This is a genomic window from Amycolatopsis thailandensis, assembly GCF_002234405.1.
GTDB lineage: Bacteria > Actinomycetota > Actinomycetes > Mycobacteriales > Pseudonocardiaceae > Amycolatopsis > Amycolatopsis thailandensis.
On record NZ_NMQT01000073.1, the window covers coordinates 172,368 to 188,409 of the forward strand.

23 protein-coding genes are annotated in these 16,042 nt (G+C 68.9%); 19 read left to right on the forward strand and 4 right to left on the reverse strand.

Features of this window, described 5'->3' with window-relative positions:
* Positions 1-62: 62 nt before the first annotated feature.
* The 5 genes from CFP71_RS21390 to CFP71_RS21410 are packed head-to-tail and all read left to right on the forward strand — an operon-like array spanning position 63 to position 1,669.
* Positions 63-272: a hypothetical protein gene (locus CFP71_RS21390; RefSeq protein WP_093935636.1), complete on the forward strand. Its 210-nt coding sequence runs from the start codon at positions 63-65 to the stop codon at positions 270-272.
* Positions 273-275: 3 nt separating this feature from the next.
* Positions 276-635: a hypothetical protein gene (locus CFP71_RS21395; RefSeq protein WP_093935637.1), complete on the forward strand. Its 360-nt coding sequence runs from the start codon at positions 276-278 to the stop codon at positions 633-635.
* 32 nt (positions 636-667) lie between these two features.
* Positions 668-964 carry a hypothetical protein gene (locus CFP71_RS21400; RefSeq protein WP_143267145.1) on the forward strand — a complete coding sequence of 99 codons (297 nt, stop codon included), beginning with the start codon at positions 668-670 and terminating at the stop codon, positions 962-964.
* Positions 964-1,281, forward strand: coding sequence for a hypothetical protein (locus tag CFP71_RS21405; protein ID WP_093935639.1), 318 nt, complete (start codon positions 964-966; stop codon positions 1,279-1,281). Before CFP71_RS21400 ends, CFP71_RS21405 begins: the two co-directional genes overlap by 1 nt.
* A gap of 1 nt (position 1,282) precedes the next feature.
* Positions 1,283-1,669 carry a phage tail termination protein gene (locus CFP71_RS21410; protein WP_093935640.1) on the forward strand — a complete coding sequence of 129 codons (387 nt, stop codon included), beginning with the start codon at positions 1,283-1,285 and terminating at the stop codon, positions 1,667-1,669.
* Here the strand turns inward: CFP71_RS21410 and CFP71_RS43680 are convergent.
* The gene (locus CFP71_RS43680; protein ID WP_113690574.1) at positions 1,664-2,125 is read right to left on the reverse strand and encodes a hypothetical protein; all 462 of its coding nucleotides are present in this window, start codon (positions 2,123-2,125) and stop codon (positions 1,664-1,666) included. The genes CFP71_RS21410 and CFP71_RS43680 overlap by 6 nt on opposite strands.
* A gap of 206 nt (positions 2,126-2,331) precedes the next feature.
* Here CFP71_RS43680 and CFP71_RS21425 point away from each other — a divergent pair, with 206 nt between their 5' ends.
* Both CFP71_RS21425 and CFP71_RS21430 read left to right on the forward strand, forming a co-directional pair.
* Entirely contained in the window at positions 2,332-2,988 is a 657-nt protein-coding gene (locus CFP71_RS21425; RefSeq protein WP_093935643.1) for a phage tail tube protein, read from the forward strand.
* 110 nt (positions 2,989-3,098) lie between these two features.
* Positions 3,099-3,290, forward strand: a complete 192-nt coding sequence (locus tag CFP71_RS21430) for a hypothetical protein (RefSeq protein ID WP_093935644.1) — start codon at positions 3,099-3,101, stop codon at positions 3,288-3,290.
* 204 nt (positions 3,291-3,494) lie between these two features.
* Here the strand turns inward: CFP71_RS21430 and CFP71_RS21435 are convergent, their stop codons facing one another.
* Positions 3,495-3,860 carry a hypothetical protein gene (locus CFP71_RS21435; protein WP_093935645.1) on the reverse strand — a complete coding sequence of 122 codons (366 nt, stop codon included), beginning with the start codon at positions 3,858-3,860 and terminating at the stop codon, positions 3,495-3,497.
* Here CFP71_RS21435 and CFP71_RS21440 point away from each other — a divergent pair.
* The 12 genes from CFP71_RS21440 to CFP71_RS21490 are packed head-to-tail and all read left to right on the forward strand — an operon-like array spanning position 3,849 to position 15,119.
* Positions 3,849-4,064, forward strand: coding sequence for a hypothetical protein (locus tag CFP71_RS21440; protein WP_093935646.1), 216 nt, complete (start codon positions 3,849-3,851; stop codon positions 4,062-4,064). The two genes, CFP71_RS21435 and CFP71_RS21440, sit on opposite strands and share 12 nt — an antisense overlap.
* Positions 4,065-4,070: 6 nt before the next feature.
* Positions 4,071-8,990, forward strand: coding sequence for an aggregation-promoting factor C-terminal-like domain-containing protein (locus tag CFP71_RS21445; RefSeq protein ID WP_093935647.1), 4,920 nt, complete (start codon positions 4,071-4,073; stop codon positions 8,988-8,990).
* A gap of 9 nt (positions 8,991-8,999) precedes the next feature.
* Positions 9,000-9,947: a phage tail family protein gene (locus tag CFP71_RS21450; RefSeq protein WP_093935648.1), complete on the forward strand. Its 948-nt coding sequence runs from the start codon at positions 9,000-9,002 to the stop codon at positions 9,945-9,947.
* Positions 9,948-9,980: 33 nt separating this feature from the next.
* Positions 9,981-10,316 (forward strand): hypothetical protein, encoded by a 336-nt coding sequence (locus CFP71_RS21455; RefSeq protein WP_093935649.1) that lies wholly within the window; start codon positions 9,981-9,983, stop codon positions 10,314-10,316.
* Positions 10,317-10,319: 3 nt separating this feature from the next.
* Positions 10,320-11,519 carry a hypothetical protein gene (locus CFP71_RS21460; protein ID WP_093935650.1) on the forward strand — a complete coding sequence of 400 codons (1,200 nt, stop codon included), beginning with the start codon at positions 10,320-10,322 and terminating at the stop codon, positions 11,517-11,519.
* Positions 11,519-12,658 (forward strand): hypothetical protein, encoded by a 1,140-nt coding sequence (locus tag CFP71_RS21465; RefSeq protein WP_093935651.1) that lies wholly within the window; start codon positions 11,519-11,521, stop codon positions 12,656-12,658. The genes CFP71_RS21460 and CFP71_RS21465 overlap by 1 nt, the downstream gene beginning before the upstream one ends.
* Complete coding sequence (locus tag CFP71_RS21470; protein WP_093935652.1) at positions 12,658-13,194, forward strand: hypothetical protein; 537 nt, start codon at positions 12,658-12,660, stop codon at positions 13,192-13,194. The genes CFP71_RS21465 and CFP71_RS21470 overlap by 1 nt, the downstream gene beginning before the upstream one ends.
* Positions 13,195-13,230: 36 nt before the next feature.
* Complete coding sequence (locus tag CFP71_RS21475; RefSeq protein ID WP_143267147.1) at positions 13,231-13,473, forward strand: hypothetical protein; 243 nt, start codon at positions 13,231-13,233, stop codon at positions 13,471-13,473.
* Entirely contained in the window at positions 13,466-13,984 is a 519-nt protein-coding gene (locus tag CFP71_RS21480) for a hypothetical protein (protein ID WP_093935654.1), read from the forward strand. Before CFP71_RS21475 ends, CFP71_RS21480 begins: the two co-directional genes overlap by 8 nt.
* Positions 13,985-13,995: 11 nt before the next feature.
* The gene (locus CFP71_RS44255) at positions 13,996-14,142 is read left to right on the forward strand and encodes a hypothetical protein (RefSeq protein WP_162788260.1); all 147 of its coding nucleotides are present in this window, start codon (positions 13,996-13,998) and stop codon (positions 14,140-14,142) included.
* A 45-nt stretch (positions 14,143-14,187) separates the two neighbouring features.
* Positions 14,188-14,802: a peptidoglycan-binding domain-containing protein gene (locus CFP71_RS21485; protein ID WP_205215199.1), complete on the forward strand. Its 615-nt coding sequence runs from the start codon at positions 14,188-14,190 to the stop codon at positions 14,800-14,802.
* A gap of 5 nt (positions 14,803-14,807) precedes the next feature.
* Entirely contained in the window at positions 14,808-15,119 is a 312-nt protein-coding gene (locus tag CFP71_RS21490) for a hypothetical protein (RefSeq protein ID WP_143267148.1), read from the forward strand.
* A 93-nt stretch (positions 15,120-15,212) separates the two neighbouring features.
* Here CFP71_RS21490 and CFP71_RS21495 read toward each other — a convergent pair whose 3' ends face one another.
* Both CFP71_RS21495 and CFP71_RS21500 read right to left on the reverse strand, forming a co-directional pair.
* Positions 15,213-15,560, reverse strand: coding sequence for a recombinase family protein (locus CFP71_RS21495; protein ID WP_093935657.1), 348 nt, complete (start codon positions 15,558-15,560; stop codon positions 15,213-15,215).
* Positions 15,557-16,042: an Lsr2 dimerization domain-containing protein gene (locus CFP71_RS21500; RefSeq protein ID WP_162788261.1), complete on the reverse strand. Its 486-nt coding sequence runs from the start codon at positions 16,040-16,042 to the stop codon at positions 15,557-15,559. The genes CFP71_RS21495 and CFP71_RS21500 overlap by 4 nt, the downstream gene beginning before the upstream one ends.

The following is a 16,042-nucleotide window of genomic DNA, read 5'->3' on the forward strand; positions in this document are numbered from 1 at the left end:
TCCGGGCGCGGTCAGAAGCCCGGCCCGAAGAAGGGCAGCCACAACAAGAAAGGGGGTGGGTCGTGAAGTTCGTCAGCGAGCAGAACCCCGGGCTGGTCGTGCGCGACCTCGGCGTGCGGTTCGTCGACGGCGAAGCCGAGGTGGACGGTAAGACCGCTGCCGAGCTGCGCAAGCTCCCGCCCGAACTCGGCGTCCGCGAGGCGGGCAAGTCCGACACCGACGAGTCGGCCGCCGGTACCGGCGCAAAGCCCCGACGGGCGCGGCCGGAGTAGCCGGTGGTCGAGCTGTTCACGGCCGCGACGCTCGCCGCGCTGTCCGGCCGCCCGGTCTCCGACGAGACCGCCGCCGTCATCCACACCTGGGTGCTGGCGGAGATCACGGGTGAGATCGGCGAACTGCCGGACCCGGTGCCCCCGGGCGTCGCGGCCGTGGCGCTGGAGCTGGGCAAGGCCGCCGTTCCCGCTCCCGGCGGAGCGGCGTCGACGACCATCGGCCCGTACTCGGCCACCTACGCCAACGGCGGTCCCGGCGGCACCCTCGGCCGGGACGCCCGGATGAGGCTCCGCCGAGCGGTCGGCCGCAACAGGGCGTTCACCATCGAGACCACTGCTACGTCCACTGTGGACTCCGTGTGACACCGGAAGGGTTATTCGGCCAACGGTTGTCGGTGTCCCGGCCCGCAGGCACCAACCGCTACGGCGACCCGCTGCCTGCGACCGAGCACACCGTGGACGACTGCGTGCTGGCACCGGGCGGCTCGTCGGAGATCACCGATCGGGCAGACCAGGTCACCGCACGGATGACCGTCTACGCCGGACTCACCGCTGACTTCGAAGCGGTCGACCGCGTGACGCTGCCCGACGGCACACGGTGGCAGGTCGCTGGTGCGCCGCAGCGCTACCGGAGCCCATTCGTCCCGGATTCCGGAGTGTGCGTGATCAACCTGGAAAGGGTGACTGGCTGATGGCCGACGTCGAGTTCGTGCCCGACCACAAGGGGTTGGCCGCGTTGCTGCGAGGCCCCGAGGTACACGACCTGATCATGGACCGGGCGCGCGGCGGGGCCGAATTCGCGCAGCGGATCGCTCCGCGTCAGACCGGCGAGTACGCCGCCGGAATTCGCGCGGAAGACGGCGGCCTCGGAGGTCGCCGCCACGATCGACCGGTCGGGCTGATCGTGGCGACCGCGCCGCACTCGGCAGCCGTGGAGTGGGGCAACGACCACCAGACCCATCCTCACCACGTGCTCGGCCGGACGCTCGACATCGTGGAGGCGGGCTGAGGTGGGCATGGTCCTGCCGCCGTTTCCCGACGCGGAAACGGTGGTCCTGGCCCTGCTCGAACCGGTCGCGCCGACAGTCACCGCCACCCCGGCCGACCTCACGCCGCCGCTGATCCGCGTGCAACGCGTCGGTGGCTCCGACGACCGGATCACCGACCACCCGCGCATGGAGATCGCCTGCTACGGCAGCGATCGCGCGGACGCCTGGCAGCTCGCCGAGCAGTGCCGACAGCTGATCCTCGGCAGCATCCGGACACGGGTGGCCGGCGTGCTCATCGACTCCGCGCGCACGGACAACCCGCCCACGCAGGTGCCGTACGCGACGACCGAGGACGTCCGGCGCGTCCTGGGCTATTACCGCTTGTCCTGGCGTCGAGGCAGGTCATGAATCCTTACGGAGCTTTTCGTCGAAAGACGCCACAGCGTCGAGAGTTGCCTGCACCGATAGCTTTTCCGCGCGGACTGTTGAACCGTCGCCAAGGTGCGCGACGGCCGTAAACCACCCAGCACCGTCAATCTTGCCGCGCGTGAGAATGTTCAGGGCCTCGAAGGCGGTGATCTTGAAGTGGCGAGTCGAAGCAGGCTCCAGCTTCAAGGGAAACGCGTTCTCCTTATCGAGAAAAGGTATTGACGAACCCTGCGGGCCTACCTCGATTGAAGCTGTGTTGACCTCGATCGGCGATCGTCCAGTGTTCCGAAGTTCGACAAATAGCAGAATGCGCTTTGTTGTGCGGGTATCGGCCTCGGACATCCTGTTCGTGACGTTGGAGAACATCGGGGGGAACGCGCCGGTCAACTCCTCCACCGGAGCAACGAAGGTGCCGCTGGAAATCCTGATCTTCACCTGCGGTCCGGTTCGCCTGAACGAGTGGACGTTCCAGAGTAGGGAACCAGCGGATACCGCAAGGGACAGCGCCGAAACTCCCAACGCCCACCAAGCCACGTTCACGTCAATCCCTCTCGTCGAAGACGACGAGCATGTTATCCGCTCGACCGCACAGGGAGGCTGAGTACAAGCTGACCGCACCGACAACGACCACCTACGAGGCTTTGAAGAAGAAGCAGAGCGATCTGATCCGCAAGGCGCTCGAAGGCAGCATCTTCATCGCTGACGACACCGCGGACCTGCCCACCGCGCTCACGTCCGGCGACGCCGCCAACCTGCTCGCGCTGCCGCCCGGCTACGACGACATCGGCTGGGTCGACAAGGGCGACGGCGCGACCTGGAGCCGATCCGTCGACACCTCCGACGTGAACTCCTGGGGCGCGGTCGAGCCGACCCGCACCGACATCACGTCGCAGACCGACGGCCTCAAGTTCACGGCTCAGGAGACCAAGCGCCGCACGCTGGAGCTGTACGAGGGCGTGAACCTTGCGGGCGTGACCCCGGACGCGACGAGCGGCGAAGTGCATTTCGACCGTCCCGCCCGTCCGGCGACGCGCTACTTCCGCGCCTTCGGCCTGTTCGTCGACGGCGTCGGCCCGGACACGATCTACGTCGCCAAGCTCGCGCCGAAGGCGTCCGTCACCGACACGGGCGACCAGAAGTGGTCCGACGGCGACGACCCCGTGGGCTACGAAGTCACGCTCACCGCCAAGTACGACGAAGAGGCGGGCACCGCGATGCGCTTCTTCTTCGGCGGCCCTGGCTGGAAGGCGCTTCTGGAGGAGATGGGCTTCGCCACGACTCCTCCGGCGGGCGGCTGAGCGCACAAACGTGGCGCGGCGCTCACGGTTGGGGTGGCCGTGGCGTCGCGCCACCCCCCTTCGCACCCCGAATCCGACCGCCCCGGCCGATTCCCGACAGGAGATCCACGATGACGACCCTGCGCGCGCCCGACGGCCGCGAGTACCGCACGGAGAACGAGCACGAGGTGAAGAACCTGACGCTCGGCCACGGCTATGCCGTCGTCCGCGACGAGACCGAACAGCCCAAGCCCGCCACTCCGCGCGCCCGGCGCACACCGCAGCCGGCCACCCCCGAGCACGCCGACACCACCGACGCCTGACCGTTGTAGGAGAGACCACCCCCTGAGCAAGAAGTACAAGTTCAACCGCTACGTCCGCGAGGCGAAGGCCGACCCCTTCGTCCTGGAACTCGACGACGACCAGGAACTCAGCATCCCGGCACCCGACGGGGACACCGTGCTGGAGATCGAAGAGTCGCGCAGCTCCCGCCGCACGCTGGAACTGCTGACCGGCGACTACTTCGATCAGGTCTTCGACCTCGTGCGGCACCAGCCCGCCAGCGTGCTCAACGGACTGGTCGGCGACATGGTCGACCACTTCGGCCTGTCGGCGGCACCGCCGGGGGGTACACGCGCCTCGTCGCGCTGATCGAGGAGTACGGCGAGGCGATCGAGTACGACCTTCAACACGAACTCGGACTCGACCTGCTGGCGTTCTTCCGCGCCGAGCGGCCCTGGACGCAGCTCCTCCGGCTCGTCGAGCGACTGCCCGACCACAGCCACTACAAGGTCGCGATCCACGACGACGACGAGCTGGCCCGCCGCCAGCGCGACGCCGAGCTGGCCGACGGGAAGAAACGACCGGCCCGGCCGCGCACGGTGGACGCGCACTCCTGGACCCCCGAGCGTGCCGCGCTGACCGATGTCGCCGACATCCTGCTGACCATCCGGTCATCGCTGGAGGCGCAGCGCACGGGCAAGAGCCAGAAGGCCACGCCGATGCCTCGGCCCCGTCTGGCCCGGGATCGCCTGGAGATCGCCGACAGCCACCAGCGCCACCGTGACCGCGTTCGTCTGATGCTCGGCAGGGGGTGACCCTGCTTGGCGTACTCGGCCGGTGCCGCCTATGTCCAGCTGCTGCCGACGCTGCGCGGGTTCGGCAGCTCGGCTGCGTCGCAGATCAACTCCCAGCTCGCCAACGTCGGCGGCCCGGCCGGTCAACGTGTCGGCCGGGACCTCGGCGAGGGAGCAGACACCGGGCTTTCCGCCACCCTGACCCGCCTGCGCGGGAGGTTCGAGGAGGTGAGCCGCTCCGGCTCGGACTCCATGTCCCGGCTGGCGCGCGGCACCGCTCCCGTGCTCGACCAGCTCGCCAAGGTGAGCCCCGTCCTCGGCCGCGTGCGGGACGGCTTCCAGTCCGGGCAGGTCGCCGCGTCGGCGTTCTCCGGCGCGGCGGGCACTGTCGGCGGACATCTCCGGACGATCACGGACGCGACCGGACGCGTGGGTGCGGGCTTCGGCTCGATGGCCACGCTCAGCGAGTCCGCGCTGAGCCGGACCGGCTCAGCGATCAACCGCGGCCTGCTCGCACCCGTCCGGGGCGCGAGCACGATCCTCGCGGGCTACGGCCTCACGGCCGGGACCGTGTTCACCGGAGCTGGCGTCGCCGCGGTGGCGATGGGCGTGAAGTTCGCGGCCAGCCAGGAGCAGGCCGAGATGGCGTTCACGACCATGCTCGGCAGCGCGCAGAAGGCGCAGGCATTCGTCGCGCAGCTCCAGGACTTCGCGGCGAAGACGCCGTTCGACCTGCCGAGCGTCACGACCGGAGCGCAGCGGCTGATGGCCTTCGGGTTCGCGGCCAAGGACGTGCTGCCGACCCTGACCGCGATCGGCGACGCCGTAGCGGGGATGGGCGGTTCTGCCGAGCAGATCAACCAAGTCGTGCTCGCCGTCGGCCAGATGTCGGCCAAGGGCAAGGTCCAGGGCGACGAGATCTTGCAGCTCACCGAGGCCGGTATCCCTGCCCTGCGCATCCTGGCCAACCAGTTCGGGGTCACGACGGCCGCGATGCAGGACATGATCTCCAAGGGGCTCGTCAGCAGCGCCGACGCGATCCCGAAGCTGATGTCCGGCATCGAGCAGGGCACGCGCGGCGCGGCCGGGGAGACTCAGGCGTTCGCCGGGATGATGGCCAACCAGGCCACGACCCTCAACGGCATCTGGTCGAACTTCACCGACAACCTCAACAAGGCGCTCGGCCAGCTCGTCACGCCAGCGCTGCCCGCGATCAAGAGCGGCCTCGCCGTCCTGTCCGACGGCCTGGGCGCGCTGCCCGCGCTCATCGCGCGGTTCCAGGAAGCGGCCCGCCCCGTGGGAGCGGTCGCCGGAGCGGCCTTCCGCGACCTCGGCGCGTTCATCACCGGCTCTGTCGTCCCGGCGCTGCGCAACCTGTGGACAGCGGTCCAGCCGGTCGCGGTCATCGTCGGCGGAGCCCTGCTGGCTGCGCTCCGCGCCACCGGACAGCTGCTGCGGGAGGTCGTCGGCCCGGCGCTCGTCGTGGTCAGCGGTTGGCTGCGTCCGCTGATGCCGGTCATCGTCGGCATCGCAGCGGCCTTCCTCGCCTGGTACGCCGTGGCCGCCGCGGTCAGTGCGGTGACCAAGGCCGTCGAGCTGGTGCGCGGGGCCATCCTCGCCGTCCGGATCGCCTGGACGTTGCTGAGCCTCGCCTTCACCGCCTCGCCGATCGGCTTGATCATCGCCCTGGTCGCGGGCCTGGTCGCCGGGATCATCTACGCCTGGAACAACTTCGAGGGCTTCCGCAACGTCGTGCTGACGGTCTGGGAGGCGATCCAGACCGCCGCGCTGTGGGCTTGGAACAACGCGCTCAAGCCCGCGTTCGACGGGATCGTCACGGCCGCGCAGGCGGTCGGCTCGGCGGCCGTGTGGCTCTGGCAGAACGCGATCGTCCCTGCCTTCAACGCGATCGTCTCGGCCGTGCAGGCGGTCGGTGCCGCCGCGAACTGGTTGTGGCAGAACGTCTTCTCGCCGGTCTTCAATTTCATCAGCGTCGTGGTCCAGCACGTCGCCGCGATCCTCTTCACCGTCCTCATCGGACCGGCGATCCTCCTGTTCCGCGCGCTCGCGGCAGCCGTGATGTGGCTGTGGACCAACGCCGTGCAGCCGGTCTTCACCTTCATCGGCCAGATCATCGCCTGGGCCTGGAACACGATCATCAAGCCCTACCTCGACGCCTGGGTCTGGGTGCTGACCCAGGTCGGAAACGGCTTTGTCTGGCTGTGGAACAACGCGATCAAGCCCGCCTGGGACGGCCTGGTCGCCGGGATCTCGTGGGCCTGGACCAACCTGCTCAAGCCGACCTTCGACGGCTTCGTCTGGGTCATCGGCCAGATCGGCGACTTCTTCGTGTGGCTGTGGAACGTCGCCGTCCGCCCGGCCTGGGACGGCCTGGTCGCTGGTGTCTCGTGGGCGTGGGCGAACGTGCTCCGGCCTGCCCTCGACGGCCTCGGCATCGCCGTTCGAGCGGTCGGCGACTTCTTCGGCTGGCTCTGGAATTCCGCGGTGAAGCCTGCGTGGAACGCGCTGACCGGAGCGCTGCAATGGGCCTGGGACAACGTGATCCGCCCGGTGTTCGACTTCTTCAAGGGCGCGGTCGACAAGATCGGCGACGCCTTCAAGTCCATGAAGGACATCGTCAAGGGCGTCTTCGACTCCGTCGTGGAGTTCGTGAAGAAGCCCATCCAGGTCGTCATCGACGTGGTGTGGAACAACGGCCTCCGCCAGGTCTACAACACGGCGGCCGACCTGCTGCCCGGAGTCGAGCCGCTGCCGGAGCTGCGGTTGGCCGGCGGGGGCGTGGTCCCCGGTTACGCACCCGGGCGCGACGTCGTGCCTGCCGTGCTCTCGCCCGGCGAAGCCGTTCTCGTCCCCGAGCTGGTGCGCGCGATCGGTGCTAGAAACATCCTCGCGGCCAACGCGAAGGCCATGCAGGGCCGGGCGTTCGCCCGAGGTGGCATCGTCGCGCGCTTCGCCGACGGCGGGATCGTCGGCGCGGCACCCGACCCGAGCGCGACCATCACACCGTCGGCGACGTCGTTGACCGCCGACCAGGCGGCGATGGAAGCCACCGACGCCGCAGCCGCAGCGCTCGCGGCCACGCTGGACACCGTCCTCGCTCCGGCGCTCGCCGCCGTCGAGCTGCACATCGGGACTCTGCTGGTGCAGGCGAACGCCGGGCTCACCGTCAGCACGAACAAGCTGCGCGACGACCAGGCGGCGGCCTGGACGGCTGTCGCGGCCACGGTCGCCACGGCCGGTAACGCGATTGCTGCCCGGAACAACACGCTGCACGGTCAGCTCAACGCTTCCTGGGCGGCCATCGCGGCGTCCGTGTGGGCTTCGGTCAACAATCAGGGCAGCGCGTTCGGGTCTCTCCAAAGTGGACTTACCTCGGTGCGCGGAGCGGTCTCGCTCACCGCCGGGTGGGTGCACGATCGTTTCCTGGAGATGCAGGGCCACGCCGCCAACCCTGTGCGCTGGATCTTGCAGTGGCCCTTCAACGCCGGGCTCGTGGCAGCCTGGAACCGGCTGAACGCGGATTTCGCGCTGAATAAGGCGATCGGGCCAGTGCCCCTGGCGTTCGCGCTCGGCGGCTCAGTTCCCGGCGCGGGAACCGGCGACACCGTGCCCGCGATGCTCACGCCCGGGGAGTACGTCCTACCGGTCGACGTCGTGGACCGCTGGGGCCTCGACAACATCCGGTCCGCTCACCTGGCCGCCCTGCGCGATGACTTCCCCGGCCTTGAGGGCATGTTCGGACCGGATCTCCGGTTGGCGCAGCGAGTCCGCGGCTACGCCGACGGCGGCCTGGTCGCCGACACGGGGTCGCAGGTCAACGCCGCCGTGCTCCGAGCGCAGCAGTTCGCCCGCCAGTTCCACGGCCGCACGTACAAGTGGGCCGGGATCGGCCCCGACGGGTTCGACTGCTCGGGCTTCATGAGCGCCATCACCAACGTGCTGCGCGGCGAGTCCCCGCACAAGCGCCGGTTCACGACGGCATCCTTCGCCGCTGGACCGGTCGACGGATTCGTGCGCGGACTGTCCTCGGCGTTCGCCATCGGCGTCAAGCAGGGCAACCCGGGGCACATGGCGGGCACCCTCGGTGGGGTCAACGTCGAGTCCGGTGGACCGAAGAACCAGACCAGCTACGGTCCGCCGGCTGCCGGAGCCGACAGCCCGCAGTTCACGGCGCAGTTCTCCCTGCCGGTTGTCGGCGGGCGGTTCGTTCCCGGAGGAGGCGGCGGCGTCGACGTCGGCCAGCTCGTGAACGACACGTTCGCGAACACCTACCGGCTCATCGGCGACATCGGCCGGACTTTCCCCGGCAACCTCATGGGCGCGCAGGGGTCGGGCATTGCCACGCAGGCCGCAGACCGGGTGAAGCAGTTCGCGGTGGACAAGATCGCGGCCCTCTACGCCACCACCTCGGCGTCGGCCGGGTCCCCAGAAGTCGTCGCGGCGGTCCGCGCGGTCGCCGCCCGCTTCGGCTGGGGCACCGGCCCGCAGTGGGACGCGCTGAACTGGATCATCGGTCGGGAGTCCGGCTGGAACCCGGCAGCGGCCAACCCGCGCAGCAGCGCGCGCGGCCTGTTCCAGAAGATGACCTCGGTACACGGTCCGTTGGAAGCGACTCCGGCCGGGCAGGCGGAGTGGGGCTTGAACTACATCCGCTCGCGGTACGTCGACCCCGTCGGAGCACAGCGGTTCTGGCAGCAGCACGGCTGGTACGACGAGGGCGGCTGGCTCCCGCCGGGAATGTCCACTGTGTACAACGGCACCGGGAAGCCGGAGGCCGTGTTCACGGCCGAGCAGTTCGACGCCATCAGCCGCGCTGTGGACCGGCCGGACCAGCCTCACATCACGGTGTACGCCCGCACCGACGCCGACCCGGAGCACATCGCGCACTCGGTGGACCGCCACCTCGCCCTCGGAGCCCGGCTGTAGGAGGTGGCGATGCCTCAAGGTGCCCACGTCTGGACACTCGACTGGCTCACGATGCACCCGGACGGCGACGTGCGCGACTCAGCGGGCGTGCAGTGGATTCTCACGCAGGAGAAGGGGTTCTGGGGAACACCGGGGACGAACGCGGAGTTCTCCTCCCGCCTCGCACGCCACGGCGCGTACCGCTCGCCCGGCTGGAAGAAGCAGCGCACGATCAGCTTGACTGGCCGGGCGTACGCGGACGACTACGCCGTCCTGCGGCAGGCCGAGGCGAACGTCCTCGGCCTGCTGTCGGACCCACGTGCACCAGCCGCCCTGACCTGCTTCTCGGAGCTGGGCGCGCTCACCTGTGACGTGTTCCTGGACGACGAGATCCTGTGCACGCCACTGAAAGTCGTCAGCGAGCCCGGCTTCGAGTTCAGCCTCCAGGTCGTCGCGCCGGACCCGGCGAAGTACTCGGTCGAACGGCAGACGATGACCGCGAGCCTGCCGCGCGATTCGGGCGACGGCCTGGATTTCAGTCAGGTGGTGCAGCCCGACGCCAACCAAGGGCTCTACTTCGGGATCGGTGCCGACGACGACGGGCTGAGCTTCGGCACGTCGAACGCCTCGGGCTTCATGCGGCTGACCAATCGCGGGTCCGCGCCGACGACACCGGTCTACACCCTCTACGGTCCGCTGACGAACCCGATCCTCACCGCTGAGACCGCGACGATGCGCTACAACGGCACGCTCGGGGCCGGGGAATTCGTCGTGATCGATCCCAACGCCCCCAGCGTGCTGCTCGGCGGCACGGCGGTGCGCCGCCAGTTACTCAACCCCGCGCAGTTCAACGGCTTCGCGATCCCGCCGGCCAGCCGAACCGGCGGTCCCGGCGTGCTGTCGGTCGGCCTCACGCACAGCGGCGCGGCGACGGACGCCGGGTACGTCACCGCGGTCTTCCGCTCCGCGTGGTTCTGACCTCCATTCCCATCCCACGAAAGGGGATCACTCATGGGTGTGTACAGCGACGAGCCTGATCCGCCGGTCTACTACCAGGCGGTCGAGGCAACCGACTGCGTGCGGTACACCGACGTGAGCCAGGCGAAGTGGTTCCAGGACAGGATCAATTACGCGTTCGGCGGGCAGTCGAGCACCAACGTGCGGATGGCCGACGACGGCACCACGATCCGGTGGTTCGGGTACTACTGGCTGCGGCTCGGTGATTGGCTGTACAAGGGCAACACCGCGATCACCGACGAGGTACTTCGCGCGTCGGGCCTGCGGCCGATCCTGACCACCTGGCCGGAAGATCCGCCGCCGCAGCCCGAGCCGGAACCGGAGGCGTAGCCGGTGGTCTCCCTCGGAGCCTCGGCAGCCTCGGCCGTCGACCCCTGGGCCGTCCAGTCCCGTATCGGGCTCACTGATGCGCGCCTGGCGCTCGATTCCGTGCTGATGCCGCGCCCGAACCTGAGCTTCATCGACTACCGCAGTGGGGTCATGGCCAGCGGTGACACCGGCGGTGTCGGCGGCAGCTCGCACATGGCGATGCGGGTCAAGCCCGCCAGCTCGGGCCTCGCGGTCACGGTCGAGATGGGCAACGCGGTGATCAACACCCCGTCGATGGGCGCGTACATGTGCGCCTTGGACTCGGTGAAGACTCTGAACCTCGCGGCGGCCAGCTCGACGACGAACCGGATCGACTTGGTGATCGCCAGGGTCTACGACGACCTCAACCCGGCCATCGCGTCGGCCTCGGGCGTCCGGAAGTTCGTCGTCGAGGTGTGGCAGGGCGACCCGGCCACGGGCACGCCGTCGGTGCCGACACCGACACCGACGTCCGGGTGGACACCGCTGGCCGCCGTCACCGTCTCCAAGGGCGTGACCGCGCTTGCCACGGCCGACATCAAGGACATGCGCGGTCCCGGACTCGTCGCGCGCGGCGGTCTCCGCGCGCTCTACGGCGAGGACGCGAAGCCCACCTCCACGGCGTTCAAGGAGATCGGCGCGTACCCGGGCGAGCAAAGGTGGGTGCAGGCCCCGGGTTTCCAGCACCAGGCGTGGTACGGCGCGGGCTCCGACGCGTCGAACAGCGGCTGGCGCGGCGTTTTCAACTGCATCAGGTACTACGCCGCCGCGCCTCCCGGCGAGTTCAGCTTCGTCTCCGGTTTCGGCGTCGCCCGGGAGATCTGCCGGGTGAACATCGCCGATCCGGGCGTGCCCTACTTCGTGTACCCGACCGGTCGCGCCGCGATCACATTGTCCGCCCAGTCGGCGGCGGATCTCCGGATGAACGTCGGCTCGCTCACCGGCACCGACATCAACTGGACCCGATTCGACACCTACGGGGCCAATGTGGACAAACTGCAAGTACCCAACGTGGCCCCGATGCACTACGGGCCGATGACCGGTGCGCAGAGCATCGTCCTGAGCTGCGGCATGCGGGACAGCGCGTCGCAGTACTCCGGCTTCGGGTACCGAGGGAACGACGCGGGAGCCAACGTGCTCTCAGTGCTGGTCATGCCGTCGACCGTGCAGCCGCCGCCGGTCTGATGAGCACCGAGTGGCGGGTCATGGTCGCGGAGACGACGACCGGCCTGCTGCTCGCCGACGTCACGCCCCGGGATCTCCCGTCGTTCTCCCGCAAGCTCACCGACCGGGGGCAGTGGACCGTCAACGTCATCCCCGACGACGCCGCGAACGCGAGCCTGGACTTCCACTCCCTCACCGACGCGGGCCGGTTCACCTGGATCGTCATGTGCGGCTCGATCGTCGCCCAGGCCGGGCCGACGTTCACGCACTCGTTCGACGAGAACTCACGGACGCTCTCGGTCTCCGGCACCGGGATAGCCGGCCTGTTCGACCGGCGGGTCTTACGGAACTCGGTCCCGTACACGTCGATCGTCAACCCGTCCGAGGACCTCACGATCTCCAACCGGAGCCTCCGGGGCATCGCCCGCGAGATCGTGGCGTCCAACCTGGCGCAGACCGGATACGGGCTCCCGATCGACCTTCCCGCCCCGGAAACCGGCACGAACACCCGGACCTACTACGGCTACGACCTGGCGATGGTCTGGGATCGGCTCGACGACCTGTCGAAGGTGATCGGCGGTCCCGAGATCGACTTCTGGCCGTACCTCGTTCCGGGGGAGAACAAGCTGCGCTGGCAGATGCTCATCGGCACACCGCTGCTCGGCGACCAGCAGTCCGCGGCCGTCTGGGATTACGGCGGCGCGCTGTCGGCGATCGACGTGGACGTGAACGGCAGCGCGTCACCGTGCACCCGCGTCTGGGTCAAGGGCTCGGGCACCGAGCGGGGCCTGCTCACCGGCTACGCGGAGAACGGGTCCCTCGTCGGCCTCGGCTTCCCGCCGACCGACTACGTGGACGGCGACCACACGTCGGTCACCGAGGCCAGCACGCTCAAGGGCTACGCGGACGCGGACCTCGCGCAGTTCAACGCTCCCACCGAGACGTGGAAGTGCTCGATCCGTATCGACGGCGCGACCGGCAGCGGCTTCGAGGTCTCGCCCGCCCTCGGCAACTGGGGGCTCGGCGACGCTCCGACCTTCGGGGTCAGCGGTCACCCGTGGATTCCCGACGGCCAGTACCGGCGACGCATCCTGGCGTTCAACAGCAAGGACGAAGCATCGGTGTCCCTTGAGCTGCAACCCACTCCGGCGGCGCTCTGATGCCGCAGCCCCCGGGCTCGGGCACGCTCGCGGACCAGATCCGCGCGCTGGCCAACCGCCTCGACGAGCTGGCGCGCGCGAAGCCGAATCTCCCGGCCTGCGTGGTGCGGCTGACCGGAGATGCGAACCTCGCGGCCGGGGCCGACACCTTCGCACAGCTCGGCTGGAGCGCGACGCACGACCCGCTCGCCCAGTTCGTCACCGGCGCGGCCGGGGTGCCTGCCTATATCCAGATCGCGCGGGCCGGTTACTACCGCGTCCACTTCCACAGCGCGGTGACCGGAGCGAACGCGGTTGCCGCCGCGAAGGTCTCCACCAGCGGCTCGAACGTCGGCAACTCCATCGCCACGGACGCCGCGCCGATCGTCCAGGCGGGATCGGACGGTGCGGTGCTCGACGCGCTGCGGTCACGGATCTACCTGAACTCCGGCGACAAGCTCTACTGGTCGAACTGGTGCAACGCCGCCGCCACAGTGAAGGGGTCGCTGTTCGGCGTGCCCACCGAGATCTCCGTGCAGTACGTGAGCGCCCAGTGAACGAGAAGGGGTGTTGAGGTGCTGCCACGCCCGCTGGTGACGGCGCTGACCATCCTGATCTCGGTTGCCTGGACCGGAAACGTCGTCGTCGGCTTCATCTACCCCGACCGGCATGACCCGACCATCAACGCCATCTTCGCGATCGTCGTGGGCGCGGTGTACGCCCTGGGACACCGGAACACGGCGAAGTTCAAGGAAGCTCGCCGCAGGCTCGCCGACATGATCGCCGGAGACGAGAAGGAAGAAACCCCCGACGAGCAGGACAGCCCCGATGAGTGAGCTGTGGAACTACGTCTTCGAGTCGGCCGGTTGGGCAGTGCTCGGGTTCCTCGGCGGGTTCCTCGTCGGCCGCGCCGCCCGGGACGTTCATCGGGTCGCGACCGCCATCACCTCGGAGGAGCCCGTGCCCGACGACCAGACATCACCGCGGCCTCGTTGGCGCGTCCCGACAGGACAGTTCGTGCTCGGCGTCGTCGTCGTGCTGCTCGGCATCATCACCGTGGCGCAGGGCATCGTCACGAACTCGACGACACGCCGGATCACCGAGTGCCAGGCCGCCTACAGCAACGGGTTCGCTGACGCACTCGATGCTCGCGCCTCGGCGACGGCCGACGCGCAAACGGCGCTCGACGAGCTGATGAAGGCGATCAGCGGATACCTCGCCAGCCCTCCGGTCCCGCCCGACAAGGTCCGCGCCGCCATCGGCGACTACCTCGACTCACGCGAACGTGCCGACGCCGAGCGCCAGCAGCATCCGTACCCGCCGCCGCCACGAGACCTGTGCAAGTGAAGGAGGAATCGATGATCGAACCGGGTTCGCCCACCGACGAACCGCCGGCCGCCACCGCTGGCGAGGAGTCCCACGAGGACATCACCGAGTTCGTCGGCCAGGAAGCCAACGCGCCGGAGGACTCCGGCCGAGCAGCAGACAAGGACGGTGACGCCTGATTGGCGTGGCGTCTCGCCAGCGCACTCGCAGATCTGCGTACGGAAGTGAACACCCGCTGGCCGAAGCGGGACAAGACGAGCGACGGCACGATCGGCGACGCGGCCCACGCGAGCCGGTCCAGTGATCACAACCCGTGGGTCAAGGACGCGGCCGGAGTCGGCGTGGTCCGTGCGATCGACATCGACGTGGACGGCATCGACGCGGCATGGCTGGCCGAGCACCTGCGCCAGCGCGGCCGGAACGGCGACCGTCGGCTGACCGACGGCGGGTACGTCATCCTGAACCGCCGGATCACCAACGCCGACTTCTCCGGCTGGCACGCGTACACCGGCAGCAATCCCCACACCAGCCACGTACACGTCTCGTTCTCCCGCAGCCGCTACGACGACCGAGGTACCTGGGGGATCGTCGGTGGAGGCGGTAGCACCCCACCGCCGTCGACCGGCCGCTCGACCCTGCGCCAGGGTTCGACCGGACAGGCCGTGAAGGACCTCCAGGCGTTCCTCAACCGCGCGTACCCGGCCTACTCGAAGCTCGTCGTGGACGGGGCCTTCGGCCCGAAGACCACGGCCGTGGTGAAGGAGTTCCAGCGCCGCTCCGGGATCGCGAGCGACGGCATCGTGGGGCCGCAGACCTGGACGAAGCTCGGGTTCCGGTGATGCCCGTGGACGACTACAGGACTCGACCGCGACCGATCCTCGACGCAATCCGTGGCGGGGCATGGAAGACGGTGCTCGGTACCCTGATCGCCGCAGCGGTCTCGTTCGGACTGCTGAACGCTGAACAGGCGACGTTGCTCGACAACATCGTTGCTGCGCTGGCCACGCTGATCACACTGGTGACGTCCTTCGTGGCACAGCTCCACGTTCTCGGACGAGCGGAACCTCGGGTCACTCCGGTATCAGATCCGCGCGACAACGCTGGCGCACCACTGTTCCCGACGACCTCCGGACCGCCTGAGCCGCCGCTGACCTGACCGCCGTTGCTACAGTTCCAGTGCGGCGATCACCCGCAGGGGAACAAGAGCCCCCGTCTGTCCCGAGTGGACAGGCGGGGGCTTTTTTCTTGTTCAGCAAGCCTTCTGACTCGCGTAGACCTCGGTCGGCTCCGGGCACGTCTCGAAGTTCGGCATGGCTTCCTTCATCACGACGACCAGGACACCGCGTCGCTGGAACAGCTTGGCTGCCTCACGGACGTGGGATGGAGACGGGCCGAACGCTTCCGGCTTCGCGACGCGGACCTCATCACCAGGTCGGACACGATCCAACAAGCGGTCCAGACCCGGCGGCCGGTGCGGTCCCTGCCAGATGTCCGCCACGACCTCCGAGCAGCCGAGGAAGCGCATCCACCAGCTCAGCATGTCGGCAGTACCCGCGATCGCCTGGGGGTTCACACGCAGGTAGCCGAAGACGGTCACGCCAACCCCACGGCGGCCGGGCCGACCGGCAACCCCTTCTCGCGGCGGTATGCCTCGTACTCCGTGTAGACCTCTTCGGCCACGATCCCGCGGCTACCGATGTCGAAGCCGTTCTCGCGGCCCCACTGCTTCGCCAGGTCGCGGTACTGCTTCTTGGCACGCTCGACCTCGCGAGTTCCGCTGCGATCGGACTTGTACCAAGGCTTCCCGTTGGACATCGGTACCGCGTCGGCGGGCGCGGGCACAGATTTCGCCGAGGGTGCTGAGCCGTTCTTCCTTGCGGTCGGCACGCGGCGCTCCGGCTTGAACTTGCCGATTTTCGTTGCTACATCACGAAACGGTGCAATCGCCTCCCGCAACTCCTCGGCGTGCTCGTCGCTGAGGTCCGCCGCGAAGGCGTCACCGTCGATCGCGAACAGGACGGTCTCGCTGGCTGGCGTCTCGTGATCGAAGTCGTCGACCAGGAGGACTTTCTTCGCCAC